The 25,675-nt window shown below is 44.1% G+C and carries 24 protein-coding genes and 1 pseudogene; 11 read left to right on the plus strand and 14 right to left on the minus strand.

Features of this window, described 5'->3' with window-relative positions; all coding sequences use genetic code 11:
- Nucleotides 1–168: 168 nt before the first annotated feature.
- From G9U52_RS15680 to G9U52_RS15715, 8 genes are all read right to left on the minus strand, one after another.
- Nucleotides 169–2,103 carry a CehA/McbA family metallohydrolase gene (locus G9U52_RS15680; RefSeq protein ID WP_207953007.1) on the minus strand — a complete coding sequence of 645 codons (1,935 nt, stop codon included), beginning with the start codon at nucleotides 2,101–2,103 and terminating at the stop codon, nucleotides 169–171.
- Between the two features lie 25 nt (nucleotides 2,104–2,128).
- A complete protein-coding gene (locus G9U52_RS15685; protein ID WP_166151148.1) occupies nucleotides 2,129–3,025 on the minus strand; it encodes a carbohydrate ABC transporter permease in 897 nt (298 codons plus the stop codon).
- Between the two features lie 15 nt (nucleotides 3,026–3,040).
- Nucleotides 3,041–3,940, minus strand: coding sequence for an ABC transporter permease (locus G9U52_RS15690; protein WP_166151150.1), 900 nt, complete (start codon nucleotides 3,938–3,940; stop codon nucleotides 3,041–3,043).
- A gap of 183 nt (nucleotides 3,941–4,123) precedes the next feature.
- The gene (locus G9U52_RS15695; RefSeq protein WP_166151152.1) at nucleotides 4,124–5,752 is read right to left on the minus strand and encodes an extracellular solute-binding protein; all 1,629 of its coding nucleotides are present in this window, start codon (nucleotides 5,750–5,752) and stop codon (nucleotides 4,124–4,126) included.
- A gap of 210 nt (nucleotides 5,753–5,962) precedes the next feature.
- Nucleotides 5,963–6,736 (minus strand): GntR family transcriptional regulator, encoded by a 774-nt coding sequence (locus G9U52_RS15700; protein ID WP_166151154.1) that lies wholly within the window; start codon nucleotides 6,734–6,736, stop codon nucleotides 5,963–5,965.
- Between the two features lie 312 nt (nucleotides 6,737–7,048).
- Nucleotides 7,049–7,789 (minus strand): YebC/PmpR family DNA-binding transcriptional regulator, encoded by a 741-nt coding sequence (locus tag G9U52_RS15705; protein ID WP_207953009.1) that lies wholly within the window; start codon nucleotides 7,787–7,789, stop codon nucleotides 7,049–7,051.
- A gap of 145 nt (nucleotides 7,790–7,934) precedes the next feature.
- Nucleotides 7,935–8,132, minus strand: a complete 198-nt coding sequence (locus tag G9U52_RS15710) for a cold shock domain-containing protein (protein WP_166151156.1) — start codon at nucleotides 8,130–8,132, stop codon at nucleotides 7,935–7,937.
- A gap of 109 nt (nucleotides 8,133–8,241) precedes the next feature.
- Nucleotides 8,242–8,943: a class I SAM-dependent methyltransferase gene (locus G9U52_RS15715; RefSeq protein WP_166151158.1), complete on the minus strand. Its 702-nt coding sequence runs from the start codon at nucleotides 8,941–8,943 to the stop codon at nucleotides 8,242–8,244.
- 287 nt (nucleotides 8,944–9,230) lie between these two features.
- Between G9U52_RS15715 and G9U52_RS40020 the strand changes: the two are divergent.
- Nucleotides 9,231–9,746, plus strand: a pseudogene (locus tag G9U52_RS40020) (TerD family protein); the annotation flags it as partial.
- 57 nt (nucleotides 9,747–9,803) lie between these two features.
- Entirely contained in the window at nucleotides 9,804–10,469 is a 666-nt protein-coding gene (locus G9U52_RS40025) for a vWA domain-containing protein (protein WP_243767394.1), read from the plus strand.
- 31 nt (nucleotides 10,470–10,500) lie between these two features.
- On the opposite strand, the gene G9U52_RS15730 is transcribed toward G9U52_RS40025, so the two are convergent.
- Nucleotides 10,501–11,271, minus strand: coding sequence for a peptidoglycan recognition protein family protein (locus tag G9U52_RS15730; RefSeq protein ID WP_166151162.1), 771 nt, complete (start codon nucleotides 11,269–11,271; stop codon nucleotides 10,501–10,503).
- A 280-nt stretch (nucleotides 11,272–11,551) separates the two neighbouring features.
- Here G9U52_RS15730 and G9U52_RS15735 point away from each other — a divergent pair, with 280 nt between their 5' ends.
- Nucleotides 11,552–11,743: a hypothetical protein gene (locus G9U52_RS15735; protein ID WP_166151826.1), complete on the plus strand. Its 192-nt coding sequence runs from the start codon at nucleotides 11,552–11,554 to the stop codon at nucleotides 11,741–11,743.
- A gap of 261 nt (nucleotides 11,744–12,004) precedes the next feature.
- Nucleotides 12,005–12,838 carry a TerC family protein gene (locus G9U52_RS15740; protein ID WP_166151164.1) on the plus strand — a complete coding sequence of 278 codons (834 nt, stop codon included), beginning with the start codon at nucleotides 12,005–12,007 and terminating at the stop codon, nucleotides 12,836–12,838.
- 13 nt (nucleotides 12,839–12,851) lie between these two features.
- On the opposite strand, the gene G9U52_RS39270 is transcribed toward G9U52_RS15740, so the two are convergent.
- Nucleotides 12,852–13,010, minus strand: a complete 159-nt coding sequence (locus tag G9U52_RS39270; RefSeq protein WP_207953010.1) for a hypothetical protein — start codon at nucleotides 13,008–13,010, stop codon at nucleotides 12,852–12,854.
- Between the two features lie 503 nt (nucleotides 13,011–13,513).
- Between G9U52_RS39270 and pepF the strand changes: the two genes are divergently transcribed.
- The 3 genes from pepF to G9U52_RS15760 all read left to right on the plus strand — a co-directional run bounded on the left by pepF (nucleotide 13,514) and on the right by G9U52_RS15760 (nucleotide 18,553).
- Nucleotides 13,514–15,301 (plus strand): oligoendopeptidase F, encoded by a 1,788-nt coding sequence (gene pepF / locus G9U52_RS15750; RefSeq protein WP_166151168.1) that lies wholly within the window; start codon nucleotides 13,514–13,516, stop codon nucleotides 15,299–15,301.
- Between the two features lie 182 nt (nucleotides 15,302–15,483).
- Entirely contained in the window at nucleotides 15,484–15,825 is a 342-nt protein-coding gene (locus G9U52_RS15755; RefSeq protein WP_166151170.1) for a LapA family protein, read from the plus strand.
- Between the two features lie 187 nt (nucleotides 15,826–16,012).
- Nucleotides 16,013–18,553: a beta-propeller domain-containing protein gene (locus G9U52_RS15760; protein WP_166151172.1), complete on the plus strand. Its 2,541-nt coding sequence runs from the start codon at nucleotides 16,013–16,015 to the stop codon at nucleotides 18,551–18,553.
- A gap of 307 nt (nucleotides 18,554–18,860) precedes the next feature.
- Here G9U52_RS15760 and G9U52_RS15765 read toward each other — a convergent pair whose 3' ends face one another.
- The gene (locus G9U52_RS15765) at nucleotides 18,861–19,715 is read right to left on the minus strand and encodes a DUF92 domain-containing protein (RefSeq protein ID WP_166151174.1); all 855 of its coding nucleotides are present in this window, start codon (nucleotides 19,713–19,715) and stop codon (nucleotides 18,861–18,863) included.
- 119 nt (nucleotides 19,716–19,834) lie between these two features.
- On the opposite strand from G9U52_RS15765, the gene G9U52_RS15770 reads away from it, so the two are divergent.
- On the plus strand, nucleotides 19,835–21,031 hold the full coding sequence (locus G9U52_RS15770; RefSeq protein WP_166151176.1) for an HD domain-containing phosphohydrolase: 1,197 nt from the start codon (nucleotides 19,835–19,837) through the stop codon (nucleotides 21,029–21,031).
- A gap of 44 nt (nucleotides 21,032–21,075) precedes the next feature.
- Here G9U52_RS15770 and G9U52_RS15775 read toward each other — a convergent pair whose 3' ends face one another.
- Nucleotides 21,076–21,702 (minus strand): fumarylacetoacetate hydrolase family protein, encoded by a 627-nt coding sequence (locus G9U52_RS15775; protein WP_166151178.1) that lies wholly within the window; start codon nucleotides 21,700–21,702, stop codon nucleotides 21,076–21,078.
- A 232-nt stretch (nucleotides 21,703–21,934) separates the two neighbouring features.
- Between G9U52_RS15775 and G9U52_RS15780 the strand changes: the two genes are divergently transcribed.
- On the plus strand, nucleotides 21,935–22,129 hold the full coding sequence (locus G9U52_RS15780; protein WP_207953012.1) for a hypothetical protein: 195 nt from the start codon (nucleotides 21,935–21,937) through the stop codon (nucleotides 22,127–22,129).
- An 11-nt stretch (nucleotides 22,130–22,140) separates the two neighbouring features.
- Here G9U52_RS15780 and G9U52_RS15785 read toward each other — a convergent pair whose 3' ends face one another.
- Nucleotides 22,141–22,290 carry an aspartyl-phosphate phosphatase Spo0E family protein gene (locus G9U52_RS15785; RefSeq protein ID WP_207953013.1) on the minus strand — a complete coding sequence of 50 codons (150 nt, stop codon included), beginning with the start codon at nucleotides 22,288–22,290 and terminating at the stop codon, nucleotides 22,141–22,143.
- 290 nt (nucleotides 22,291–22,580) lie between these two features.
- Between G9U52_RS15785 and G9U52_RS15790 the strand changes: the two genes are divergently transcribed.
- Together G9U52_RS15790 and G9U52_RS15795 are read left to right on the plus strand one after the other, a co-directional pair.
- Nucleotides 22,581–23,480: a peptidylprolyl isomerase gene (locus tag G9U52_RS15790; protein WP_166151181.1), complete on the plus strand. Its 900-nt coding sequence runs from the start codon at nucleotides 22,581–22,583 to the stop codon at nucleotides 23,478–23,480.
- A gap of 217 nt (nucleotides 23,481–23,697) precedes the next feature.
- Nucleotides 23,698–24,621, plus strand: coding sequence for an AEC family transporter (locus G9U52_RS15795; RefSeq protein ID WP_166151183.1), 924 nt, complete (start codon nucleotides 23,698–23,700; stop codon nucleotides 24,619–24,621).
- A 12-nt stretch (nucleotides 24,622–24,633) separates the two neighbouring features.
- Here the strand turns inward: G9U52_RS15795 and G9U52_RS15800 are convergent, their stop codons facing one another.
- Complete coding sequence (locus G9U52_RS15800) at nucleotides 24,634–25,518, minus strand: AraC family transcriptional regulator (RefSeq protein WP_166151185.1); 885 nt, start codon at nucleotides 25,516–25,518, stop codon at nucleotides 24,634–24,636.
- Nucleotides 25,519–25,675 lie beyond the last annotated feature (157 nt).

Below are 25,675 nucleotides of genomic sequence, written 5' to 3' on the forward strand. Positions count from 1 at the left end.
TATCCTGGCCTTCATATTGCGCTCAAACGTTGAAGCGCACTTCTACAAAGTCCCAACGCATTCAATCATCTGAATAGCGAATATGCATCCAACCATTCCTGGGTCAGCATGCGGAATCCTTTGTAAAGTGCGCTTCTTTTGTCAACCCTTATCAAGTAATAACCTCAATTAATCCATATCTATCCAAACCGGGGAAGTTGCCGCGAACTCACCGTCCTCCTGATAAATCTTCACAAAATAATAGCGATCCTTGCACGGTAACGTAACCTTATAATCCAACTGCTTACCATCATGTTCAACCGTATGCAGCACCTGTCCATGCTCACCGATGATCTCCGCCTTGATGATTCGGCTACCTGTATCCACACCGTACAAAGCCTTAATATCAAAATCGAGAGTATCGGATCGTTGGATGCGCGAACCCATAATGGCACCGTTCACCTTGAACCAAACCTTCAAATGAAGAGCCGACGTAAAGTAAACACGATGATTTCTGACAGCATCGTAGAAGTGCTCTCTCGTCAATTTATCCACCAGTATCGCTGTCCGGAGCGTATTTTGCGTCCCCCACTGCCCATGATGATTGTCCTGGTTGCCTAAGGGAGATACATGCCAGCCCTTGTCTAGAGCCATGACATAGTAATAGAGCCCTCCAAGCTCCTTTGATTCTATCGGGTTGATTTCTATTAAATGCAGCACTTCATCCAACTGCGTGTCGTACGGATCAAATCCATCCAGATGACGCTGGCCGCAGGACCACGGATGATTCCATTGATGGATCGAATCGGGATATTGCTTCAATGTGTCATAGTACTGCGAAATATCGTTAAATCGGGTTTCATACGTATTGATAAAGAAGTCCATATTATACGTATTCATATGACCGAATTGATTGTACCAAGTGGTTTCTGCACCGAACAGGGCGAGGAAAGAGCCATCTTCGGTTTTCTTTTCGGCCATCTGCTGGATATCCACCCATTTGCGGCTTTTATCCCATTCCAGATAATGATCATAGAGATTGCTGTGCTCAGTAATCGCCAGAAAATCAAGACCAGCCGTATACCGCGCATAATCATACGCATATTCTGGAACTCCTATCCCATCTGAAAATCCGGTATGACTATGAAGATTGCCGAAATAGATGTTATACTCGTTATCGATGGGTGTAGGTAAAGCACTAGAGCGAGGCTTTGGCGCAGGAAAAGGCGACTTTTTGACAAATGCCAGCCAATGTATCATCAAGCTCTGAAGCGGTGCAGCATCTGTAATCACAAGGTAGACGTCATGAATACCTGTTAACAGCAACGGATTCGAATGTTCCAGAGAACCAGCCAACATGGACCATCGTTTCCATTGTTTAAACAAACTGATCTCGCCTATCTTTTCTCCGTGGAGATCGTTCAATCTCACTTCCAAGGTGACTCGTTTTTCTTTATCCAGATCCGTAAAGCCGAATTGTCCACGCAGTTGGTTCACTCCGGCCTCTGTAAAATCTACGTCGCGGTAAACCAGATAACTACCGACCTCTCCACTGACCAGCACTTGGTCTTGCTGTCCGGGCTCAATATCGTCTACTTCCTTCTCGCAAAATCCGTAAGCCTGGTCACAAGCAATCGCGGGAAGCTTAAAGGGCGAGACCTTGTTGGGCACAGGTGCTTCTAGTCTTTCCAATTCATGACCGTATACTTGAAAATCACGAATCTTCGCCGTCTCTCCTGACGAGCAATAAGTGACCGTTACCCTTAAATATCGAGCCCTAAAGGATACGTCATATTGCTCTCCACCGGCCCTCGAAGCAAGACTATCTTTCTTCTCAACTACGACCTCCCAGTTAAGATTATCCGGGCTGTATTCAATGAAATAGTGCGTAAAGTCGTCTAAACCCGAATCCGTACAAATGCTCATCTGCTCGATCTGACAGCACTGCAATAAATCGAGTTTCCACCATTTATAGTACGGCGCACCCGCCCAACATGTATCGTCCCGACCATCAATCGCTCTTTCTGCTTCAGAACCTTCAATCTGGTCTTCCGCCGTAGCCATTTTGCCTTTGCTTAGCAAAACGACTTGCTTTAAATTTTCTGGTTTATGTTCGATCATCATTTTTCACCCATTCAGCAGTATAGTCTTAACCTTTAACGGCTCCCATCATAACGCCTTTTACAAAATGCTTTTGGACCAAAGGATACAACAGCAGCATAGGAATGCTAGACACCACGATCACGGCATACTTCATGCCCTCGACCAACAACTGTTGTTCCACCAGACTTTCACCATCCCCGCCAGCCATAGCATTCATGTTCTCTTGAATCAGTATGCTGCGTATGACCATTTGAAGGGGTAACCGCCAGCTATCATTCAGATAAATCAACGCTGTAAAATATGAATTCCAGTGAGCAACCCCATAATACATAGTCATTACGGCAATAATCGGCATAGAAAGTGGAAGAACGACTCTAGTTAACGTTCTGATATTGCTACAACCATCGATAAAAGCCGCTTCTTGCAATTCATAGGGAATTGCAGTCTGAAAATAGGTCCTCATTATAATCAAATTCCATACACTAATTGCGCTTGGAATCACCATTACCCAAAGGTTGTTGTACAATCCAAGCACATTTTTGTATACCAGATAGGTCGGAATCAGACCGCCGTTAAAGAGTAAGGTGAACGTAAAAATCAATGCCAGTACATGACGTCCCTTAAAATCCTTGCGAGACAGCGCATAAGCACCCATTGTCGTCATGACAATATTAATCGTCGTTCCAACAACCAAATAGATCAGGGAGTTTCGATAGCCCAGGATAATATCAGGATTTTGAAACACCTTTTTATAAGCGTTCAGAGTAATATTTTTCGGCAGCAGCCAAAGCTCTCCCTTTATAAGAGCAATCGGATCACTAAGGGATGCACTAACTATATACAGCAACGGATAAAGTGTTCCTAGCATAATGATCGTGAGAATCGTATATATCGCAATATCGTATACACGATCTCCCCAGCTCTCTGTTTTTGCGTGTTCCATTCTTCGATTCCTCCATCACCACAGGCTGGTGCCGCTGACCTTTTTGGCAGTTTGATTCACAATAATAATCAATACGAAGTTAATCGCCGAGTTGAATAATCCTACTGCAGCGGAAAAGCTATACTGTGATCCAATTAGGCCTATCTCATAAACATAGGTTGATATAACGCTAGATGAGGTACGATTTAGCTCATTCTGCATAAGAAATATCTTTTCGAAACCGATGTCCATAATGGAGCCAAACTGAAAAATTAGCATGATGACGGCAGTAGGAATCATGCTTGGAATGGCGATATGAATCAGCCGCTTTAGTTTGCTCGCACCATCAATCATCGCCGCCTCATATAGGCTCTTATCAATGCCAGCAAGTACAGCTATATAAAGAACAGAACTAAACCCCATGTTCTGCCATATATCCGAGAAGACATAAATGGATTTGAACATCCCTGGCTCTGTCATGAAGTAGATTGGCTCTCCTCCAAACAGGCGGATGGCATGGTTAACCAAACCCGTGGAAGGTGATAGAAATGCCATCACTATACCTACAAGCACAATTGTAGAAAGGAAATGCGGCATAAAGGTAATCGACTGTACGCTTTTCTTGAACCACTTGCTGCTGACCTCATTAACAAGTAACGCAAAAAAGATGGGTATAGGAAATGCGACAAGAATTTGGAAAATGCTAATCCCCATGGTATTCTTAATTAAAGTCCAAAACTGATAGTTATTAAAAAATCGAATGAAGTGTTTCATCCCGACCCATTCGCTGCCCCAAATCCCCCTTGGAGCGGAAAAATCCTTGAATGCAATCTGAATGCCATACATCGGCAAATACTTAATTAGCAGAAAATACAGGACTACCGGAACAACCAGTAAATACAAATCCCAATTTTTGCGTATAGAGCGAGGCAACATAGCTTTGGAAACTCCTTTCTCCGTACCTGATCATAACCATACCCCTTGTCAGGTAAAAGGCTGTAAATCAATGCAACTCGGTTTGCATCGGATGTGTAAAGGTGTGAAGCTCCACATAAAGACGTTCCATCTACTAGGCGCTTCACACCTTTACAGGTCTAATTCCACGAAACCCTTTAGCGATTAGTTCTTTTTATATCGAGCATAAGCAGTTGTATAAATGCCCTGCAGTTCACTAAGACCCATTTTCTCCAGCTGAGCTACATATTTGTCAAACTCATCGAGAGATACTTTACCTTGCACGAATTCTGCGGTGCGTTGGTTAACCAAACTGTAAATATCCGCTTCCTGCGACAGCTTCTTCTCTGATTCATCAGAAGCAAAGCTGAACGGGGCCCAAAGCTCCTTAGGCAGATAAGGTCGCAAGTTTTCCGCTGCGGCTTTGGCTGACGGTTGCGTTTCGCCGCCTTTGAAGTAGTTTTCCATAATCAGGGTAGGCAAGGAACCGCCTGCATAAGGAACATACTTGGAAACGACCTGATCGAAGGATGAACCTTCCGGTATATTTTTTACAATATCAGGCATAAAGTCGTAGTTTCCTTTTTCATCCTTCTGATAGGTCTGACCTTCCAATCCTAAGTACAGCATCCGAATTCCTTCTTCACTGTAGAAATAATCGATCCAGCGCATCGTCTCTTCAGGATATTTGTTCGTATTGCTAATCATGAACGCACCTCTCGAACCGATGTGTCCCCGTGCGCTCGTATAAAGACGATCGCCATTCGGGCCGGAAAGCGCCGTTTTAAGACCGACAAAATCATTAGCGTTAGTATTAGCCCGAGCAGTGACATTGCCGAATGAGAAGCTACCTACCTGCTTTTGCTCATTCTTCGCAAGCACCTTTGTACCGCTGTTTGTAAATATTTCCTTGTCAATCAGATTCTCTGAATACATTTTATTTAAATAGGTCAATAATTCTTTGTAGCTTTTGCTGGTCGGGAAGAAGCGCAGGTTTCCTGAATTAGGATCAACATCCCAGTTCCCATTTCCAGTGCCTTTATTACCAAGCCCGAAGGCGCCTCTCAGAACCAGTATGATATCTTCGAGAGAATCAGCCGTCAGCGGAATTTCATCCAATTTCCCGTTGCCGTTTGGATCATTGTTTCGGAATGCCTTTAATACGTCATACAACTCAGCTGTCGTCGCAGGCATCTGCTTACCTGTGCGCTTCAGCCAATCCTCATTGAGAAACAGCTTGCGGGTAATCTCAATGCTTGGAGAATCGGTGAGGTTCGGCAATGCGTAAATACTACCATCCGCTGTTGCAATACCCTTTTTCACGTCCTCATATTTCCCCATGATTGCTTTGAAATTCGGTGCATATTTATCGATCAGATCATTCAATTTGAGAAAGGAACCTTGTGCACCGTATTTGTCAACATCGTTATCTGACATTTTGGTTCTGTAGAAGATGTCTGGAAGCTGGTTGCTCGCGAGCGCCAAATTTCTCTTTTCTGTTATATCTGCAGTGGTATATTCTTCCCAATTGATGTGAATACCGGTCTTCTTTTCGTATTCCTGCCAGACTAAAATATTATTCCATTTAGTTGGCTGTGCCGGACTGAGCAAGACCATTGCGGACAACGAAATCGGCTTATTCACAACCGGGAATCCACTTTCATTAAAAGCTTTGGTCCCGGACGCGGGAGTGGTTTGACCATTATTATTAGATGATGATGACGAATTGTCATTACAAGCAGCAAGCATAGAAACCGTGAGGATGACCGCAGTAACAGAAAATACCTTTTTCAAAAGAATACCTCCTCGTAGATTTGTTTTGAATTAACACGGCGATTCAGCATACTGAAATAGATTGAATACTTCAATGATGTCTCAGCAAGGACTCCCCCTTACTCTAGGCTTTTTCTGTAATACTATTTATAATTAGAATCCGGTCGATCAACTGAATTCGAAAGACCTGGATTTTACTATCATCGATAGATTAACAGGCTGCAGGCGTCTTTATTTCCCGTCTGTTTGATCTGAGTAGGCACCATCATAGAATACTTTTTTCCTCAAAATTTGCTTGTACTTATATTTGTATTTATCACTGCGGATATAACTTTCACAGTACTCGATGCATCGGTTCTGGGCTGTCGTCACACGAGTAAGATGCAATACGGCTGTGTTTTTCTTTAACTGAAGCAATTCTGCGACATCAACTGGACAATTCACAGCCTCAGCTTCTACCTCGGCCTCCTCCGCCATTAATCCCGAACAACGGAAAATCGTGAAATACAACCCTTCCTTTTGTAATTGTTCTTTATCTGCCCCCTCCATAAGAGAACAAGGTGTAAAAGATCTTTCCCAGGCAAACATCTCATCACCAATAAATCGCAGGCGCGTGATTTCATACACGCTATCTTCATCGGATATTCCTAATATTTGCTTCAGAAAGCTTGTAGCGTTGCATTTTTTGAATCCAAGAATCTGGAAATCGGAATACAACCCTTCCTTTTCTATTTCCTGAGACAAGCTGTAAGAACTTGACAACTCATGCTCGAATTTAGGCAAAGTTACAAATGTACCTTTTCCTTGCTTCTTGACTAAATAACCCTCTTGAACCAATTCTTTGACTACTTCCCGTACCGTAATGCGGCTTACACCATATTCATCGCAAAGCTCCCGCTCGCTTGTAATTTGAGAACCTGGGGACCAAAATCTTTTTTCGATTTTTTCGAGCAATTTACTTCGCAATTGATATTGCAATGTCACTGGTAAAGTATCATCTAACACATCTATTCCTCCAAGCAATCTTGATTTTTAGCATGTAATTGTCCACTCATTTTTCAAGAATGAATATCCAATAATTTAACTGGTTATAACATTATAATATAATGATGAGTATGTCAATCCTTTCCACACTTAATTATTCTTAATATTTTGTAAATAAAAGATCGAGATACAAAGAAAGAGGCAACCGTTAGGATTACACGGTTACCTCTTCCTTTGTACAATCAGTGGATAGCAGCACGGATCAATCGCTTTGCAATCCATTTTCCTATTTTTGAACCTTACTTGGTCATGGACTCAGTACTCAGCCAGCCATTAACCGATTCGGCTCATTTCTTCCTCGGCTATTTCATAATTTGAATAGACATCCTGGACATCGTCTAAATCATCGAAGGAATCCATCATTTTAATCAGCTTCTCGGCATTATCGCCTTCTACCTTAATCGTGTTTTGCGGTGTCCAGCTAACGGAAGCCTCGGCGAACTCAAGCCCCTGCTTCTCCAGCTCTGTTTTCACCTTCTCAAACTCATGAGGGTGGGTTAAAATCTCGAAGCTTTCTTCTTCCGTCCTCACATCTTCAGCTCCTGCCTCCAATGCCTGCATCATCAGCTCGTCCTCATCCAAAGGATGCGCTTCACGATCAACAGTAAGTAATCCTTTTTCGTCAAACATGTATGACACGCAGCCGGACTCGCCCATATTGCCACCACGTTTATTGAATACCGCGCGGACATCCGCTGCTGTACGGTTTCGGTTATCGGTCAAGCATTTCACCATAATGGCGACCCCGCCAGGACCGTAGCCTTCGTACATAATGACCTCGTACTCTACAGTGTCTCCGTCACCCGTTGCTTTTTTGATCGCCCGCTCGATATTATCCTTGGGCATGTCGATGCGGCGTGCACTTTCAATCGCAACTTTTAAGGCAAAGTTGCTATCCGGATTCGGACCGCCCGCACGTGCAGCCACAAATATTTCGCGGCCCAGCCGGACAAATTGATTATTTTTCGCTTGGTCTGCTTTCCCTTTGCGATCTTTGAATAATTTAAATTTCATAATAGTACGCTCCCTATTGAAAAGTATCAAAGGTATTTTACCATTCGGTGAGGGTAATGGTCAAAGAGAATGAAAAAAACAACCTACAGAAACCGAAGTTTCGTAAGCTGTTTGGGTTTATCATGCTATGGCACTCATCCAAAACTTATAATTTAATGACGTTAGCTGCTTGAGGACCACGGTTACCTTGAGTAATTTCGAACTCAACGGATTGGCCTTCGTCAAGAGTCTTGAAGCCATCGCCTTGAATTGCGGAAAAATGAACGAATACATCTTCGCCACCATCAACTTGAAGGAACCCGTAACCTTTTTCTGCGTTAAACCATTTTACTGTACCTGTCAATGAAAACAACCTCCTAGAAATATCGCCATTCGAGAGCGAATACCCTAATTATATCACCAGAAAACCGACAAATCAATCTGAAAAATGAATCCCAGCAAGCGTTTAGGACTCATTTGGTTATGCATAATAGCTGATCTGAACCAGGAATAAATGGTAGGCTTGAAGGTAATAAAACGGACTTTGCACCCTGCTGCTCCAAGGCATCTATCAGTTGCTCCAAATGCGGATATAAGTCCCAATGCAGCGTGCGTAGCGGATAAATCTGTACTTGCCCACCTACACGGCATACACGCAACAGCTCCTCGACAGCCCTGAGGTGAAACTCATAATCGAATTGCTCGTGGTACAGAAATAAAAAATGGCTACACACCACAAGTGAAAATGTACCAGCCTCATACGGCAATTGGGGCAATAAAGCCGATATATAGCGTCCTGTCTCTCTTTGGTTGCGATAATCATCTATGAATCGTGCAAGGGACTGCTCCCTTGATTTTCTGTGGTTGCCGAGATTGCCATAATAGCTCCAGTCGAAAGAGCTTTCAAGCCGTGCTATTTTCTCAGTTGATGTTTCTATTTCTTTTAGACCGTAGGTGTAAATCGATTCTGGATCCAGCTCGTAAAGCGGATCAACGGCCCGGGCTTGAATCCCTCTGGCACACGCTTCGGCTACAAAGGATGAAGCTCCACCGGCAACGTCCAATATGGCGGTGTCCTGTAATTCGGCCAGCTCGAAGTTAAACATCTGCTCATACTCGGCAAAAGACCTGCATGTCATGGCCACTCCAGCTTGCTCATACTTTTGATTACTCATTTCTCATCTCTCCTCAGCTATTGTTACCTCGTCTTCGCTTGGCCTTAAGCCACCGCTCACCTCTGTGAGCTTAATAGAGATTTTAACATAGGAATTACTGACTTACAATCTATGGGAAATATAATTTCCTTAATTCCATATCGTTCTTTATTCCTATTTTTGTTATAGTTGAATTTGACAGTTTTCGACTAAATACAAGCTAGATCGGGACAGGGATGGGATTGCTTGCGAGTAGCTTGACTCTACCCAAATAGGCAAACATCATCGATCAGAGAGGTGTGCAATATATGAACGTACTTAAAGGGCAAAAAATTGATGTTACCAAAAATAAAAGCATAACCGATATTGATGTTTTTTTAGGCTGGAGCTCAGCAAATAAGGAGATTAGCTTAGATAGTGCTGCTTTTCTGTTATCGGAGCAGGATCGTTGCGAAAAGGAAGAAAACTTTATTTTTTATGGAAATCCTTTTAGTCCTGGGGCTGCCGTCTCCCACTCGACAATCAAGCAAGCTGATAATGAAAAAATAACGATATCCCTTCCCAAGCTACAGCCGGACATCAAAAAAATCGCCTTTACTTTAACCATCTATGAAGGAGAGAAATTGGGACATCAGTTTGGGCAAGTAATGAACATGTACTTACGTATTGTCGATCGGAGTCTTAACCAAGAATTGCTGAGATACGAATTTGGTGCTGATCTTTCACGTGAGACGGCAATCGTAGTTGCCGAGCTTTACTTGTATAAAGGCGAGTGGAGATTCAATGCCATTGGCAGTGGTTTCTTTGGTGGTTTGGCGGCGCTTTGTAAAAACTACGGTCTTGATGTCGAAGAAGAACCTCCTCATTCAAATGAAGATTCCTTGCTGTCACGCCGAAAAAAAATCGTACAGGCGGCATTTGAAAAGAAAAAACTACATGGCGTGATTGCCAGAGTAGGGTTAGTCTTGGACATTTCCGGATCTATGCGTTCCCTTTATCAAAATGGGGCGGTGCAGGAGGTTGTGGATCGCATCCTTGCTGTTGCCAGCAAATTTGATGACAATCAAACCTTGGATGTGTGGATATACGACAACGAATTTAGCCGGCTTCTTTCCGTCAAAGAAAATGAAATCGAAAATTATGTACAAAAGCATATTTTGAATAATGATACTATCCATAAATTTGGACGCAACAATGAACCTTTGGTTATGGAGGATGTGATTCGTAAATATACAAAAGAAGAGCCCAGCGAGCATCCCGCTTTTATTGTTTTTATCAATGATGGCGGTGTCGTCAAACCCACTAAAAAGGTAATTATTGATGCTTCGGTGCTTCCGATATTTTGGCAGTTTATCGGGATTGGGAATTCTGAATTCGAGCTGCTGCAAAAGCTGGATGAGATGGAAGGAAGATTCGTGGATAATGCTAATTTCTTTCATTTAAACGATATTTCTGACATATCGGATGAGCTGTTATATGATGAATTGCTGAATGAATTTCCAGAATGGCTACAAGCCGCCAAAGCTAAAGGCATTATCAGCATCTGATTCCGAGCAATCAGCAAAGGATTGAGGCGTACTACACCTCAATCCCCCGATCCACCCGCCCATCCAGCACCGTGTTCACAAAAGCCAGCTCCGTAGCCGTCATGGTTTTGTCGACAATCTTCTGCATCCAGTTCCAGCCAAGCTGGTCCGAGTTATACGCCGTACCCAAGACTTGATACAGCATATCCCATTGCCAGTCCTCCAGTTTCATTGGCATGTTATCCTCATCCTCCTCCGCCCTCAGGCAATCGTTATATTCGTCTACAACGTCTTGGACAAATTCCTCAAAGGTCTTGCCAAGCAGATTGAACGCATTCATCGGATCTGTCTTTCGTGTGGGGTCTAGTAGGTGGTGGCCGGATAAGTCCGTTTTTGGGTTCAATCCATGCTGGTAACAGCTATAAGCCAGCACCCATAAGTACCTTGTATAGGCCTCTGAAAGATGAATAGTGCCACCATAACAAAGCTCTACGCCCCCTGCTGCATCATTAGCGTCTGCTCCGAATTGTTCGTTGTCGATACCGGTATTATACCGCACATGCCAAGCTTTTTCTGGTACGCTAGTCAAAAAAGGGATGCATTCGATGATCTCCTTATCATCTACAAAAAGATGTGCTGACGCTTCAGCTTCATCCCTGCTATTTTCGAAATAGCTTACATTACCTGCAGCCGTCGATCCGGGATTGCCGGTATCATGCGCTACCATGAATAAGCATGGATCAAGTGTAATACAAGGACGGCGTTTACTGGGACCACTCAGGTATCGTGGAATGATTTCGAATTTTATTTTGAAGGTGCTCATCTCACCCCAACTCCCCCTCTATGTTCACGTCTTTGAGATTAATATATTCAGAAGTAGACTTGCCCGTATCTGCTTTTTGCCCAAGCCGCTTTTAAAGATTAAGCAGAATCTGTCAAGCTAAAATAAATCTGGTGTTTGCCCTATGGCATTGCTTAGTTTATAGTAGAAACATGTGGATATTAAACGAAATAAATTCACCAAAACCAATTAAAGTGAGGGAAAAGCCTTGTCTAATCACGGATTTAAGAAGCACACGATATTCAAAACCGATAAATGGAACATGCTTACAGTTGAGGTTCAAGGAAAAACATTGATTTTACGCGAAATATCCGACCAATGGGGCGAGGAAAGCCATACTTTTTTGAGCAGGCCTGAAATGATGCATTGGGCGGAGAACCGGTTCTCCGCAGAAAAATATGCAGATCGACCTGAAGAACGTGAAGCCATTATGGCTGCCTTTAAAGAAGTGTAAGGTCATTTCATAAGCGGACTTGACTTGCAACTTGTCCTTACCTTACAATGAGGTTAATTACATAAGAATCCTCCAAAGGGGAGTAGCTGTCACAATAAAGTCGTCATTACGGGTGTGAACCCCGGCTTTATTGGCAACATTACGTTGTTAGCAAGACCTTTGCCTATTAGGTAAAGGTCTTTTCTGTTTTCATTGACCTTTACCATTGTGGTAGAGGTCGTTTTTATGTAGCAAAACTAGAGCAATGAGGAGATGGTCTGTATGGAATGGTTAGATGGAGCTTTTTTCATGACACTTCTTAGTATTATCATGATCGATCTAGTGCTTGCTGGAGACAATGCTATCGTAATTGGTATGGCAGCAAGAAATTTACCTAAGGAGCATCAGCGTAAAGCTATACTTTGGGGCACGGCTGGAGCGATCGGCATTCGGGTAGTAGCTACGTGGCTGGTCGTTTGGTTATTGGAAATACCGGCGTTGCTATTGGTGGGCGGTCTTATCCTGATCTGGATTGCTTACAAGCTGCTAGCTGATAAAAAAGATCACACCATCCAAGCCAAAAATCAATTATGGCCGGCTATCCAAACGATTGTGATCGCTGATGCCGTAATGGGCTTCGATAATGTAATCGCTGTGGCGGGGGCTTCCCATGGCAACTTTGTGCTCGTTATGCTTGGACTCATTATCAGTATACCGATTGTAGTCTGGGGCAGTACGATATTCATTAAAGCCATGGAAAAATTCCCATGGATCCTGTATATAGGCTCAGGAGTGCTTGCATTCACAGCAGGAAAAATGCTGACGGATGATCCTTTGGTCAGTGGCTGGTTTGCCGATAATTCGATAATCAAATGGACGCTCCTGGTATTGGTTACGGGCGGTGTTATCCTCGCGGGGTATCTCAAAAAAATGCAAGCCTCCCTCGTATCGATCAGTGCCCAAGGGCATTTGGCGATGTCCATGGAAGTTGCCAAGGAGGCTGGAATCACTCTGGACGATAGCTTTATAGCCACTCATGACAAGAGTGGGCAGCTCGTTCTTATCAAAATGGATAGCTATAAAGGAGTTTTAGATAAGACGGCGAAACCCTTATAAGAGCAGGAGCATCCTACAAGGCGATGCGTGCGATTCCATCGTAAGAAGAGGTGATTCCTTTGAGCAATTCCGCTTCGATATTAACATTTATTATTGTTTCATTTTGCCTGGCCATGATCTTGATTTTCAAAAAAGATTCACTTCCCAGCAACATCAAACGTCCCCTTGCCATTTTGGCACTGGTGATGGTTACCTTCTCATTTACGTTGATTGTTTATAGCTTTTTTGTGATTCAGCAAAAATAAAAGTCCGGTGAATAGGTTCCGCTGCGCGGCCAGGGTGTTCCTACGATTGCTGATATTCAGGGATTTTTTTAATTATATAAATAATTAGTGGTAAAAATCCCTGAACAGCATATGCTTTCGAAGTCGCTTTCTTACAGAAATCGTGTAGGCACCGCTTCACTATCTCCAGAACACCCTGGCCGCTCCGCTTGTTATTCACCGGACTTTTAACATTTAAAGCGCGATCGCTCATCATTGTTTTACTTCGATACTGGTTTCTCTTATAATTAAACTACGATCCGGTCATACTAGTGGAAAATTACAGGGAGTGTAGAACACTATGCGTTTTTTCCCACTAATCATGACGGGTATTTTACTTACAGGTACGGTGTTCACCTCCCCGATGGCGGCGGAGAGCACCAAACCATCCAAATTATTGAGGAGGCCTCCGATGAGTCAAGTTAAGCGTACAGATGTCCCCGTAGAACAACGCTGGAAGCTGGAAGATATTTTTGCTGACCAGCAGGCTTGGGACAAAGAATACAAGCAAGTCAAGGAAGCCTTGAAGAAAATCAGCGATTTCCAAGGTAAGCTGAATCAACCTGCCAGCATCAAGCAATGCTTCGAATTGGAAGACACCATTTCCATACATATGGAACGTCTTTATGTATACGCGAATATGAAGCACCATGAAGATACGGCAGAGCCTACCTATCAAGCTTTATCTGACAAAGCCAAAAAGCTTAGCGTCGAAGCCGGTGAGGCCTCATCCTTCATATCTCCTGAAATATTAAGCTTATCTGATGAAGAGCTGCAAAAGCTGGTCAACGCTCCCGAGCTAAGCTTTTATAAACGGACCTTAACTGAAATGCTTCGTGAAAAAAAGCATATCCTTACCAAAGCCGAGGAAGCCTTACTGGCTCAAGTAGGCACTTTATCTCAAGCACCTAATACCATTTTCAGTATGCTAAATAATGCGGATTTGAAATTTCCTAAGGTCACTGATGAACATGGCGAAGAAATCGAGCTGACCCATGGACGTTATATCACGTTCCTTGAAAGCCGTAATCGTGAAGTGCGTAAAAACGCCTTCCAAGCTGTTTACGCTACCTATTCCAAAAACAAAAATACAATCGGCGCGACGCTGTCGGCGAATATTTCCAAGGATATTTTTTATTCCAAGGTTCGCAAATATCCGTCAGCCCTAGAAGCTTCTTTATACGGCGATAATATTGATAAAGAGGTTTACACCAACCTCATCGATACGATTCATGAGTCCTTGCCCTTGATGCACCGTTATATGGAGCTTCGCAGAAAGCTGCTTAAGGTCGATGAGCTTCATATGTATGACCTGTTCGCCCCGCTTGTGGATGAATACAAGATGGAAATCACTTACGAACAAGCCCAAAAGATGGTTTCTGAAAGCTTAAAGCCGCTTGGCGAGGATTATTTGAATATTTTGCAAAAGGGTTTTAACGACCATTGGATCGATATTTATGAAAACGAAGGCAAGCGCAGTGGAGCCTACAGCTGGGGAGCTTATGGCACGCATCCGTATGTGCTGCTGAACCATAAAGATAATTTGAATAGCATGTTCACGCTCACTCATGAGATGGGCCATGCGATTCACTCCTATTTATCGGATGAAAATCAAGAGTATCGTTTTGCCCAATATACGATTTTCTTGGCTGAAGTGGCTTCTACTTTGAATGAAGCGCTGCTTATGAACTATATGCTAAAAAAAGCAACCGACCCTAAGGAAAAAATGTACCTGTTGACCTACTACATGGATCAATTCAGGACTACCGTGTTCCGCCAAACCATGTTCGCCGAATTCGAGAAAATTACACATGAAAAGGCAGAGCAAGGCGAAGCGCTTACGCCTCAGGAGCTTAGCAAAATCTATTACGACCTCAACCTGCAATATTACGGCAAGGATATGGTTGTGGACCAGGATATTGAAGTAGAATGGGCACGTATTCCCCATTTCTATAACAGCTTTTATGTATACAAATATGCGACCGGGTTCTCCGCGGCAACCAGCTTTGCCAAGCAAATTCTCGATGAAGGCCAGCCTGCTGTGGATCGTTATCTGGGCTTCCTGAAAAGTGGCGGCAGTGATTACTCCATTAATATCCTGCAGCGCGCTGGTGTGGATATGTCTACACCTGAGCCGATTAAACAGGCAATGGACGTATTTAAAGGCTTATTAGAGCAAATGGAGCAGTTAACAAAGTAAAAAGAATGTAAGCATTCAAGCAAGCATAGATTGAAGAAAGCGACAAGCTTTGGCAATAGGCTGCAAACATCTTCCCATGTTCGCAGCCTTGTTGCTTATATGGACGAAGCCAGTTGCTCCGCAAACTTTAAAGCAGATGCTTTCGAAGACAGTTTGCTCCGCAAACTTTAAGGGGGATAGCAATGAAGACGCAATGGATTTTTATTAGCACTTTATTTTTCGGCTTGCTTACCGCTATTTTTGCTGCTATCAATGTCGAGCCTGTACAGGTTCATCTGCTTTTTGTTGATATGCAGTTGCCTTTGATCGTTATTATTTTGAGCTCTACTTTGCTTGGAGGCTTAATTATTGGCTCCATTGGCATGAGCAAGCAATACAAATTAAAGAAAACGATTAAGCAGCTTGAAAAACAGCTGAATGAAGCCCAAATGTCGCATGCCATGCCGCAAACGATGGTGCCGGCTGCTACGGCCTCTCCAGACTTCCCAGCTTCAGACCCTCCTTCTACCTCGAATTTGTCATAGGTGCTTTTGTGCAGAAGGCAATTGAATATTAGGGCTTCACTTAAAAGGATTGATTACGGCCGTTCCTATGCAAAGGACGGTTTTTTGTTGTGTAATTTATTTCTGCAATCTGGAACATATTGGCTATCTCCTTCGTTAGAAGATTGAGCAAGCCATTGAACGAAATTGATTGGGGGAGGAATTCAAGATGAAAAAAGCTTTGACTTTGGTATGTTTATTGGCATTTACTGTTTTTTCGTTTGGTGCTTCCGCACCATCCGCCGCGACGGAGACCGGCTCCGATATCGGACTCAGTGTAAATGGACAAACCGTTACCTTCAGCTCCATGCCTTTATTGATCGATAACACGCTGATGGTTCCTTTACGCGATTTATCGGAATCTTTGGGCGTAGCCGTTGATTGGGATGGCACTGCCCAATCCACCAAGGCCTCTAAAGGCGATCGCAAAATTACGTTAACGATCGATAGTGTTCAAGCCTCACGGGGAGATGCAGCAGTCAAGCTGGAAGCAGCCCCGCGTTTGCAAGACAGCAAGTTATTCGTGCCTCTTCGGTTTTTTAGCGAGTCCTTTGATTTCAATGTCTATTGGGACGGCATGAATAAGTCGGTTGCCATCGTGGATGCTGACAAAAGCTTGCCTACCGTAGGCTCGTTGCAGAACCTGCAAGAGCTGTTCAAGGAATACGCAACGACGGGTGGTGGTGGCGGTGGCTCCGTAGTTGATGATAGCACAGTAAAACTCAAGAGCGGCATTACCGTAACTGACCAATCCGCGATGAAAGAAAGTGCATCCGCAAGCGCACCTTCAGCAGCGGCAGCTCCGGCTAGCACAGCAGCATCCAGCCCAACAGCTGCAAGCCCTGGATACTCGGGCACCAACGTGCAGGTTGAAGGTGTCGATGAGGCTGACATCATTAAAACAGATGGCGGTTATATTTATCAGGTGAACCGCAACCGGATCATTATTGCCGCAGCATATCCTGCTGACCAATTGAAGGTAACTCAAACTTTAACCTTCGAAGACACCAATTTTCGGGCCAAAGAGCTTTATATCGACGATAACCATATGGTTGTAATAGGAACCACATCCTATAGAAATTCGGATAAGGTTGTTCCGATGGATAAACAGGTTGCTCCTAGCCCGCAGCCTTCATCGGCTACAGCTTCACCGGCAATGTCTCCTTCTGTGATGCCCATACCGCCTGAAAGTACAAGAATCGCTGTTATGCCAATCGTGGTTTCCAAGCAAACGACCAAAGCGATCGTTTATGAGCTTGGCGATCGCACGCAAGTAAAAAAGCTGCGCGAAGTCGAGCTTGATGGCAATTATGTCTCCTCCCGCAAGGTTGGGGCCTCCCTTTACCTAGTGTCCAATAAAGGATTTAATGTGTATCCGATGCTGCGTGGCGACGTGACACAGGCAGATAAAGAAGCTGCGATGATAGGCGCTATGCCATCCTATAAAGACTCAGCAGCGGGCGACGCCTTCACCAGTATCGGCTTTGAGGATATCCGCTACTTCCCGAATTCGGTGCAGCCGAATTATTTGATAATCGCCGGCTTCAACATTAATCAGCCGGAGCAAAAGGTTCATGTATCCAGCTATCTCGGCTCCGGCCAACAAGTGTATGCCTCGCAAGGTCATTTGTATGTTACTACCAATGAATATTCACCGATTGTCAACCAGCCTACTGAGGAGCCAGCAGGAGCGAACCTGAAGATGCGGATCATGACAATTTCAGGTGAAACGAACAGTGTTATTTATAAATTCGCGATGGACCAAGGAACCATTCGTTATACGGGGCGCGGTAAAGTGCCTGGTCGAACCATCAACCAGTTCGCAATGGATGAGCATAATGGCAACTTCCGCATAGCCACTACAACTGGCTTCGTAGGTGGAAGCGATGATTTCACCTCAAAAAACCATATGTATGTGTTAAACGAAGCGATGAGTGTTGTTGGCCAAATTGACGATATCGCCCCAGGTGAGCAGATTTATTCGGTTCGTTATGCTGGCAACCGCGCTTATATGGTTACCTTCAAAACCGTCGATCCGCTGTTTGTTATCGACCTGCAGGAGCCACAGGCTCCAAAAATTTTGGGCAAGCTGAAAATCCCTGGCTACAGCAACTACTTGCACCCTTATGATGAAAACCATTTGATTGGCTTCGGTAAAGATGCAGTCGAGGTGTCAAGCGGTAGCAGCGCTAATGGTGTCCAACAAACCAGCGCTTATTACCAGGGCATGAAGATGGCCATGTTCGATGTTAGCGATGTTACGAACCCGAAGGAGCTATTCGCTGAAAGCATTGGCGACCGTGGAACCGATTCTGAGCTGCTGCGTAACCATAAAGCGCTGCTCTTCTCTAAAGAAAAAAATATGCTCGCATTCCCTGTTACTTTAATGGAAACGAAAACCTCCCAAAGCTCCAATTCAAGTTCAAGCACTAAAGCTCCAGCAAACAGTGTGACCAGCTACGGTACTTTCACTTTCCAAGGCGCCTTTGTCTACAATGTCGATTTAGTTAATGGGTTTAAGCTTAAAGGCAAGATCACCCATTTATCGGAAACGGATTACTTGAAATCCGGACAGGTGGCTTACAATGGAAATAGCTTTGTAAAGCGTATTCTCTACATCGGGAATACCCTTTACACGGCTTCCGAGCAAGTATTAAAGGCAACAGATATCACGTCGATGAACGATTTAAAATCGATCACTTTACCTTAAGACGATTTTCCCATTATAAAAAGAAACCCCGCTTCCTCCCTCCTGCATCACATGCAGCTGGTGTGGAATACGGGTTTCTTTTTTTTGACACAAATAGCCCAGTTTCTCAATTCCTGCTTATTGTACAATAACAATAGTATAAAAAAGGAGGGTATTTCTGTGGTTACTGGGATTTTGGTTGGAGCTTTTATTATTATTGCCGGCATGCTGGGCTTATTAATTTGGGTACTAAGTAAAGCCTATTCACATAAACACGAGTAACACCAGATGATACGCTTTTGACTACACGCGGATTGACCACTTGCTTTTATATAAATAACTGGATGAAGGCTAAGCTTACGCCCCCGCCCACCAAGGAGCTTAATAAATTGACAGCATCGTTCGTCATGAATGATGCTCCACGAATACGAACCGCTTGCTGGTCCTGGCAATGGCGGTTTTTCTCGATTTCCTTGCCGCATACCGGACAGCGATACATCACCTGCCATACCGCTCCCAGCCAAGAATCGGACAAAGAGCCTGCCATACCGGCAAAAGCACCCATCAGCAGCATGCCTGCAAACCCCATTACAGCGGTTACCGTAACCGAACCAGCATATACCACTGATCCACCTTCCGGCGCTCCCCAGTACGTAAAGAGCCATCCTGCACCCCCTATAGCCATGCCGCCACATAAAGATGCCGTAAGGCCCATGCGCGTTATACCTCCAGAGGTACCAGCAGGCACCCTGCGTCCACTTACGATGGAGCGTGGCTCAGCCCTGCTTAAGCCACCAATTTCCGTTGCCCACGTATCTGCATTTACCGCAGCCATAATACCTATATAGGCAACCCACCAAAGGGGATCCGGCCATAGGCTATTTCCTATACACAGCAATACACCTATTCCCCCGTTAGCTGCTACCTGTCCGGCATCTCTCCGGCCTGATTTGGCATAGCTGCTCTCCACATCCGCTTTGCGCTTATGCTTCCATTTGGTTAAGAGTGAGGATGAAATAAAAAATAACAGTAACGTTCCATACCACGGCAAGCCGCCGAGCGCATACAATACGCTTCCGACAATAATGGCTGCGATTGCTCCTGAGTTAGATAGCGACCTTTTGCGCCATGCCGCTGCTGCAATGATTGCGCTACATACCAAACCGATGATCCAACTAGCCATTATTAAGCTCCTTCTCGCGATTTCGACCTATTTCTACAATAACTTATTTACAGAACTATATCATTATAATATGATTTTAATAGTTGGAAACATGTAATTCCCCCAAAGGAGGAAATCCCGTGCAGGAAGCTCATCAGTTTGGGACACCCAAGCTCAAGAAGGATCTCGAACCGGAACAATTGCTTCGGGTCATCTTTGAGTATGCAGCAAAAATCGCTAATGAGCGAAGATTAGACCATTTGATTATGCTAATGGCCGATATGGGACGGGAAATGATCGTTTCGGATCGCTGCACAGTTTGGCTGCTGGATAAACAACGAAATGAGTTGTATTCTACCGTAGCACATGGCGTTCCTCCACTCAGACTGCCCAGTGATGCTGGATTGGTTGGCTATTCCATTACCAACGGAATTCCGATTTTTATAGATGATGCCTACGAAAATATTGAGCTCAAGGATGTATTGGAAAGCGGCGCCATTGCGATGGATCTCAAAACGGGCTACCGTACCAAAGCGCTGATGGTCATCCCCTTCCGAAATAATGAAGGAGAAATTATGGGGGCGTATCAAGCTGTCAATAAGCTGACGGAACAGGAGCAATTTTCGCAAAAGGATTTGGAGCATCTGACATTGGCTGCATCTTATGCGGGTAAGTCGCTGGAATCTGCGCTTTTGTCCAACGAAATTGAAGAAACGCAGAAGGAAATTATTTTTACAATGGGTGAGATCGGTGAAAGCCGCTCCAAGGAAACCGGCAATCATGTGAAACGGGTAGCCGAATATTCCTATTTGATTGCGATTGGATTAGGCATGGAGCAAGAAGAAGCCGATCTGCTGAAAATCGCCTCGCCGATGCATGATATTGGCAAGGTAGCTATCCCCGACTCCGTATTGAAGAAGCCAGGCAAATTAACCGACGAAGAATTCGATATTATGAAATCACATACGGATATTGGCTACGGACTATTGAAAAATTCAACCCGGCGCATCTTGAAAACAGCGGCTATTGTCGCGCACCAGCACCATGAAAAATGGAACGGGCATGGCTATCCCCAGAAGCTAAAGGGCGACGACATCCATATATATGGACGCATCACGGCAATAGCAGATGTGTTCGATGCTTTAGGCAGTGAGAGGGTATACAAGCAGGCCTGGGAATTGGACCGTATTCTTAACCTGTTCAAGGAGGAACGTGGCGAGCATTTTGACCCGCAGGTTGTGGATGCTTTTATGAAGCAATTACCGACGATCTTGAAGATTCGTGAGCAATACTCGGATGTGGCACTAGCTGAAAAGGACAAAGGAGGAACCGCCTAGCGGTCCTCCTTTTTATTTGGTGCATATTAGGCTTAAGGGATGAATTAAGATAAAGCGGTTGTAAACTCTCCGACGGTTTCTGTTCCCCATATTAACTCAAACTTATCTCCGGCATGAACGGCTCCCACCCCTGCAGGTGTGCCTGTATAAATAATATCACCTTTGCCTAATCCATAATGCTTGCCGATATAATCTACAATGACCTGCAGGTCAAAAATCATGTCGTTAATGTTGCCGCGCTGCGCTTCCTTGCCATTAATATTGAGGGCAAATTCCGTATTGCGGATCGCTTCGTAGCCATTAAACGGACGAAATACCGTCAACGCCGCAGAATTCAAAAAGCCTTTGGCAGGCAGCCAGGGCTGGCCTTTTTTCTTAATGACCGACTGCACGTCGCGTAAAGTAAAATCAATCCCAAGCGACATCGTATCGATCAAATGGTCAACCTTCATGCCCGGCTTGTAATTGCTCCCCACATGTAGCACAAGCTCTGCCTCGAAATGCACTTCTCCACGATCTCCCGGAAGTTCTATCGTTTGCCCATGGATTGGAACGAGAGCGTGAGTCGGTTTAATGAAGATCATCGGTTCTTCGGGGATATCATTTCCTAGCTCAGCGGCATGCAGGCCATAATTGCGCCCAACACAATAAATGTTATGAATCAATTCCATATTAACACGTCCTTTGCTGACTTTTCGACATATGCTCACGTCTCACATTATAAGATACCGCGCGACAATACTCAAATAATTCCTTGTATATAGGATAGAATGCAACGCTAGGAGGAAATAAATGGGTAATGGCGAAGTTATTATTACATACATAAGATAATACATAAGCTGCGAATCATTTCACCATTTCTACAGTCTTAATTATTGGAGAACAAGGAAGGCGGAGTAACCTATGATTATTGATCGTTATCCATTGTTGAACGAAGCAAACCGCACAATGTGTGTATTTGAGAAAGACGGAAAATTTTACGGTCATATTCTTAAAGATGCTACGGAGAAAGTGCCTGCCAAGATCGTCTTTGAAACTGTAAAATTCGACTCGCTGGAAGCGTTTAAATTAGAGTACCCGCCCGCATTAAGCCCTTAAGAAATTATAATCTAATAGTGGGATCGCTTTTTTAACCTCTGATAAAAAACGATATACCTGTCCAATTTTTGACTGAGTGTCACTACTTTTTCATTGGTCAATTGCCCTTGATCTAGTGCTTCTTGAACCATTTGATTACGCAATGTTTCAATTTTATCCATTAGAATTAGTTCCATTCAAAAATTATCTCCATTCCTATGCTCAATAAGCCGACAAAAAGCATTATAATACAGAAATTTTGCAAATGTTGTAATAACCTGTCGACAGCTTTGTGTCAAGAATTTGAACAACATTATAGCTTCCAGCACCATATTTGCAAAAGGTCGGTTTTTTTTCATCCAAATTAAGTATTCATTTAATTTTCAGGTTCTATTCATCTGAATTTCAATTTTCGCGTCCATAATGGGTTCCAGAACGTCAAATCTTACAGGACACGAAGGGAGAAATAATAATGAATACACAGGTTACAAATCGTAAGTGGATAGTGGTATCTGCTTTCTTGATGATATGCCTTATCGCTTATATCATATGGTTTCCACCAGGTCAGAAAAACGGCGAAACGGTCGCAAAGGTCAATGGTGTCAGTCTGAGCACCAATCAGCTTTATGATGTTATGCTTGCCAGCAGCGGGGAGCAGATGCTTGATACGATGATTACTGACGAGCTAATCAAACAGGAAAGTGAAAAGACAGGGATTCAAATTACAGAAACTGATATTAATGATCAAATTGCAATAATCAAAAGCTCATTTCCTTCAGAAGAGGAATTTCAACAAGCGCTCTCCCAATATGGGATGACTTTGGATAATTTGAAGAATAGCATCAAAAGCGACGTTTTGCTAAACAAAATTATGAAGCCTCAAATCACGATTTCCGATGATGATATTAAAACATATTATGATGGCAACCTTGAAGCCCTGAAGATTCCGGAACAGGTAAAAGCCTCCCGAATATCGGTCGCTACCAAGGAAGAAGCAGATGCAATCGTGGCGGATCTGAAAAATGGTGCCGATTTTGCAGCCATAGCACAAGCGAAATCATTGGATACTGAAAGCAAGGACAAGGGAGGCGATCTGGGTTATGTGATGCGCGGTAGTATGGAACCAGTTTTTGAAGATGCTGTATTTGCCTTAAAGGCTGGTCAAATAAGCGATGCGGTACAGACCGACAGTGGGTATGACATTATAACCGTAGCAGATCATAAAGATGCCTATACGCCATCGTTAGAGGAGAAAAAAGAAGAGATTACTAAAAAGCTGTCAGATGAAAAAGCAGTAGAGCTATCAGCAACATGGCTGGAGCAAAAGAAATCGGAAGCAACCGTGGAGAAATTCCTGAACATTAATGCATGATGTTAATTTAACCAGTATCCTTAGTCCTTTATCAACAGGGCTAAGGATATTTTTATTGATCACAAAACTGTCCGTTACTTCGACCAAACCAGTCCTTTACCAGCAAAGCTTTGTTGATACAATATACCTATTACATATATAGGAATTATATCTTAGACAGCCCCAAGCTCGAAGCGTACACTAAAAGCACATTATCAAGCTGAAGGGATTCCTGCATATGCTGCAATCGTTTATTTCAACTATATATCAAGTATTCCTTCCGATCTCGTTGCCCGTAATCGGCGGGATGCTGCTGAGGCGGTATCGCGGGATTGATACGAAGCCGATATCTACGCTTTCGCTTTATGTGCTCAGCCCTGCTCTGATCTTCGATACCTTGACCAAAGCGCAGCTGTCCTTTGACGATGTTTATAAAACGTTCGCGTTTAGCCTGATCAATCTGCTGCTGTTGTGGGGGGCGGCAAGTGTGCTGGGCCGGACGCTGAAGCTTCAATCTGCCGAGCGGGCAGGCCTGACGATGGTGGCCACGTTCACGAACAGCGTAAACTACGGGCTGCCGCTGGTCTTGCTTGCTTTTGGACAGCTTGGGCTAGAGAAAGCCTCTGTCTATGTAATCGGGCAAATGTTTATTGTAAACACGGTTGGTGTGTATTTTGCGGCTAGATCCCATTTTTCCGTGAAGCAGGCGATCAGATCGATCCTAACCCTTCCATCTATATATGCAGCGGCATTGGCTATTCTTGCTCGAGTGCTGCAGATTACGGTTCCAAGCGGTTTAAACAAAGGTATTGCTATGATGGCAAGCGCTTACGCTCCAGTCGTTTTAGTCGTCTTGGGTGCCCAAATGATGAACGCCCAGTCAGCAAAATGGAAGCCTGGACTACAAAAAGCACTCTGGACAGGCATCTCGATCCGGCTGCTGCTTGCCCCCCTGCTGGCCTTACTTATCTTAAACGTGTTGCAGATTGATGGGATTTTATTCTCGGTGCTGCTCATCCTCGCTTCCATGCCTGCCGCGGTCAATGCCGTTATGCTGGCAGAGCAATTCGACGCATCCCCCCAATTCGTCGCCCGCTGCATCCTTTGGACAACGCTTGCCTCTTTTCTCATCCTGCCTGTGATTATCGCTTTTATTCAGTAAAAAAGGGGGCAACTACGGGCTGCTGCGATATTTTTTGCGAAACTCTCTGGGGGGCATCCCGATAAACTGCTTAAACAGTTTATTGTAATAGCTGAGGTCACCCACACCTACAAGCTCCGCGACGCGTATGATTTGCTCATCGGTTTCCCGCAACCATTTTAATGAAGCATGAATACGAACCTCATTGCGGTATTCCGTAAAGGTTTTGCCGATCGTTTGCTTAAATTTGCTCGTAAAGCTGGTTTTACTCATCCCGCACATCTGGCACACATCCTCCAAGTGAAACGGCTCCGCATAATGAAACGCCAAAAATTCACATAGCTCCCGAATCGAGGCGTCATCAGGGCGAAACTGGAGCTGCACCAAACGTTCATCGTAACAGCGGCTCAACCACACCAGCAATTCAATCAGCAGCGCTTTTATCGAAATCCGGTAACCAAGCGCCTTGCGGTCAAATTCCTCGATAATCCGCTCCAAACGTAGCTGCACTTCCTTTGCTTCCAGAAATGATAATTTGAGATGGGATTCAAAATCCGTTTTTTGCCTGAGAAAAGGCTCCACATAAAAAAAATTCACAAAAGATGACACTTTTGATAACGCTTGCAGCTCCGCATCCAAAAAGGAAGGAACAAAAAGGATATTATAAACCTTTAACGGAGCGCTGCCGATCACCCGATAATCATGCTCCACACCTGGCGGAATAACGAAAATATCCCCTTTTGAAACAGGAAAGGAATGTCCTTTATAAAGATGCTCGCCACGGCCGTCAGCTACATAAACAAGCTCTATAAAATCATGCGTATGAGGGGTCAGCGGCCTCTCAGGCAATGTTGGATAAGGGAAAGCCGCGAAAGGAAACGCCTCGCTCTCCAAGTATTTTTCCTTTGGGTACAGCATTATGTAGGATACGCTCCCCTCTAATCTACTGATCCTTATTTTAGATGAGCGGCTCCTTCATCACAAGACTTACTTTTACCTCAATTCTAGCCTGAACGCTACAGCGGCGGAATATTGTCCAAGTATTTCGGTTATTATGCCAAGTAATATCCCCTCC

This window comes from Paenibacillus agricola (assembly GCF_011440305.1).
GTDB lineage: Bacteria > Bacillota > Bacilli > Paenibacillales > NBRC-103111 > Paenibacillus_S > Paenibacillus_S agricola.

Excerpts from the sequence above, each read along its gene's own strand:
- G9U52_RS15680 (WP_207953007.1), bottom strand. The coding sequence starts at position 2,103 with ATGATGATCGAACATAAACCAGAAAATTTAAAGCAAGTCGTTTTGCTA.
- G9U52_RS15685 (WP_166151148.1), bottom strand. The coding sequence starts at position 3,025 with ATGGAACACGCAAAAACAGAGAGCTGGGGAGATCGTGTATACGATATT.
- G9U52_RS15690 (WP_166151150.1), bottom strand. The coding sequence starts at position 3,940 with ATGTTGCCTCGCTCTATACGCAAAAATTGGGATTTGTATTTACTGGTT.
- G9U52_RS15705 (WP_207953009.1), bottom strand. The coding sequence starts at position 7,789 with ATGAAATTTAAATTATTCAAAGATCGCAAAGGGAAAGCAGACCAAGCG.
- G9U52_RS15715 (WP_166151158.1), bottom strand. The coding sequence starts at position 8,943 with ATGAGTAATCAAAAGTATGAGCAAGCTGGAGTGGCCATGACATGCAGG.
- G9U52_RS15730 (WP_166151162.1), bottom strand. The coding sequence starts at position 11,271 with ATGAGCACCTTCAAAATAAAATTCGAAATCATTCCACGATACCTGAGT.
- G9U52_RS15735 (WP_166151826.1), top strand. The coding sequence starts at position 11,552 with ATGCTTACAGTTGAGGTTCAAGGAAAAACATTGATTTTACGCGAAATA.
- G9U52_RS15740 (WP_166151164.1), top strand. The coding sequence starts at position 12,005 with ATGGAATGGTTAGATGGAGCTTTTTTCATGACACTTCTTAGTATTATC.
- G9U52_RS39270 (WP_207953010.1), bottom strand. The coding sequence starts at position 13,010 with ATGGCAAGGGGACGTTTGATGTTGCTGGGAAGTGAATCTTTTTTGAAA.
- pepF (WP_166151168.1), top strand. The coding sequence starts at position 13,514 with ATGAGTCAAGTTAAGCGTACAGATGTCCCCGTAGAACAACGCTGGAAG.
- G9U52_RS15755 (WP_166151170.1), top strand. The coding sequence starts at position 15,484 with ATGAAGACGCAATGGATTTTTATTAGCACTTTATTTTTCGGCTTGCTT.
- G9U52_RS15760 (WP_166151172.1), top strand. The coding sequence starts at position 16,013 with ATGAAAAAAGCTTTGACTTTGGTATGTTTATTGGCATTTACTGTTTTT.
- G9U52_RS15765 (WP_166151174.1), bottom strand. The coding sequence starts at position 19,715 with ATGGCTAGTTGGATCATCGGTTTGGTATGTAGCGCAATCATTGCAGCA.
- G9U52_RS15775 (WP_166151178.1), bottom strand. The coding sequence starts at position 21,702 with ATGGAATTGATTCATAACATTTATTGTGTTGGGCGCAATTATGGCCTG.
- G9U52_RS15780 (WP_207953012.1), top strand. The coding sequence starts at position 21,935 with ATGATTATTGATCGTTATCCATTGTTGAACGAAGCAAACCGCACAATG.
- G9U52_RS15785 (WP_207953013.1), bottom strand. The coding sequence starts at position 22,290 with ATGGATAAAATTGAAACATTGCGTAATCAAATGGTTCAAGAAGCACTA.
- G9U52_RS15790 (WP_166151181.1), top strand. The coding sequence starts at position 22,581 with ATGAATACACAGGTTACAAATCGTAAGTGGATAGTGGTATCTGCTTTC.
- G9U52_RS15795 (WP_166151183.1), top strand. The coding sequence starts at position 23,698 with ATGCTGCAATCGTTTATTTCAACTATATATCAAGTATTCCTTCCGATC.
- G9U52_RS15800 (WP_166151185.1), bottom strand. The coding sequence starts at position 25,518 with ATGCTGTACCCAAAGGAAAAATACTTGGAGAGCGAGGCGTTTCCTTTC.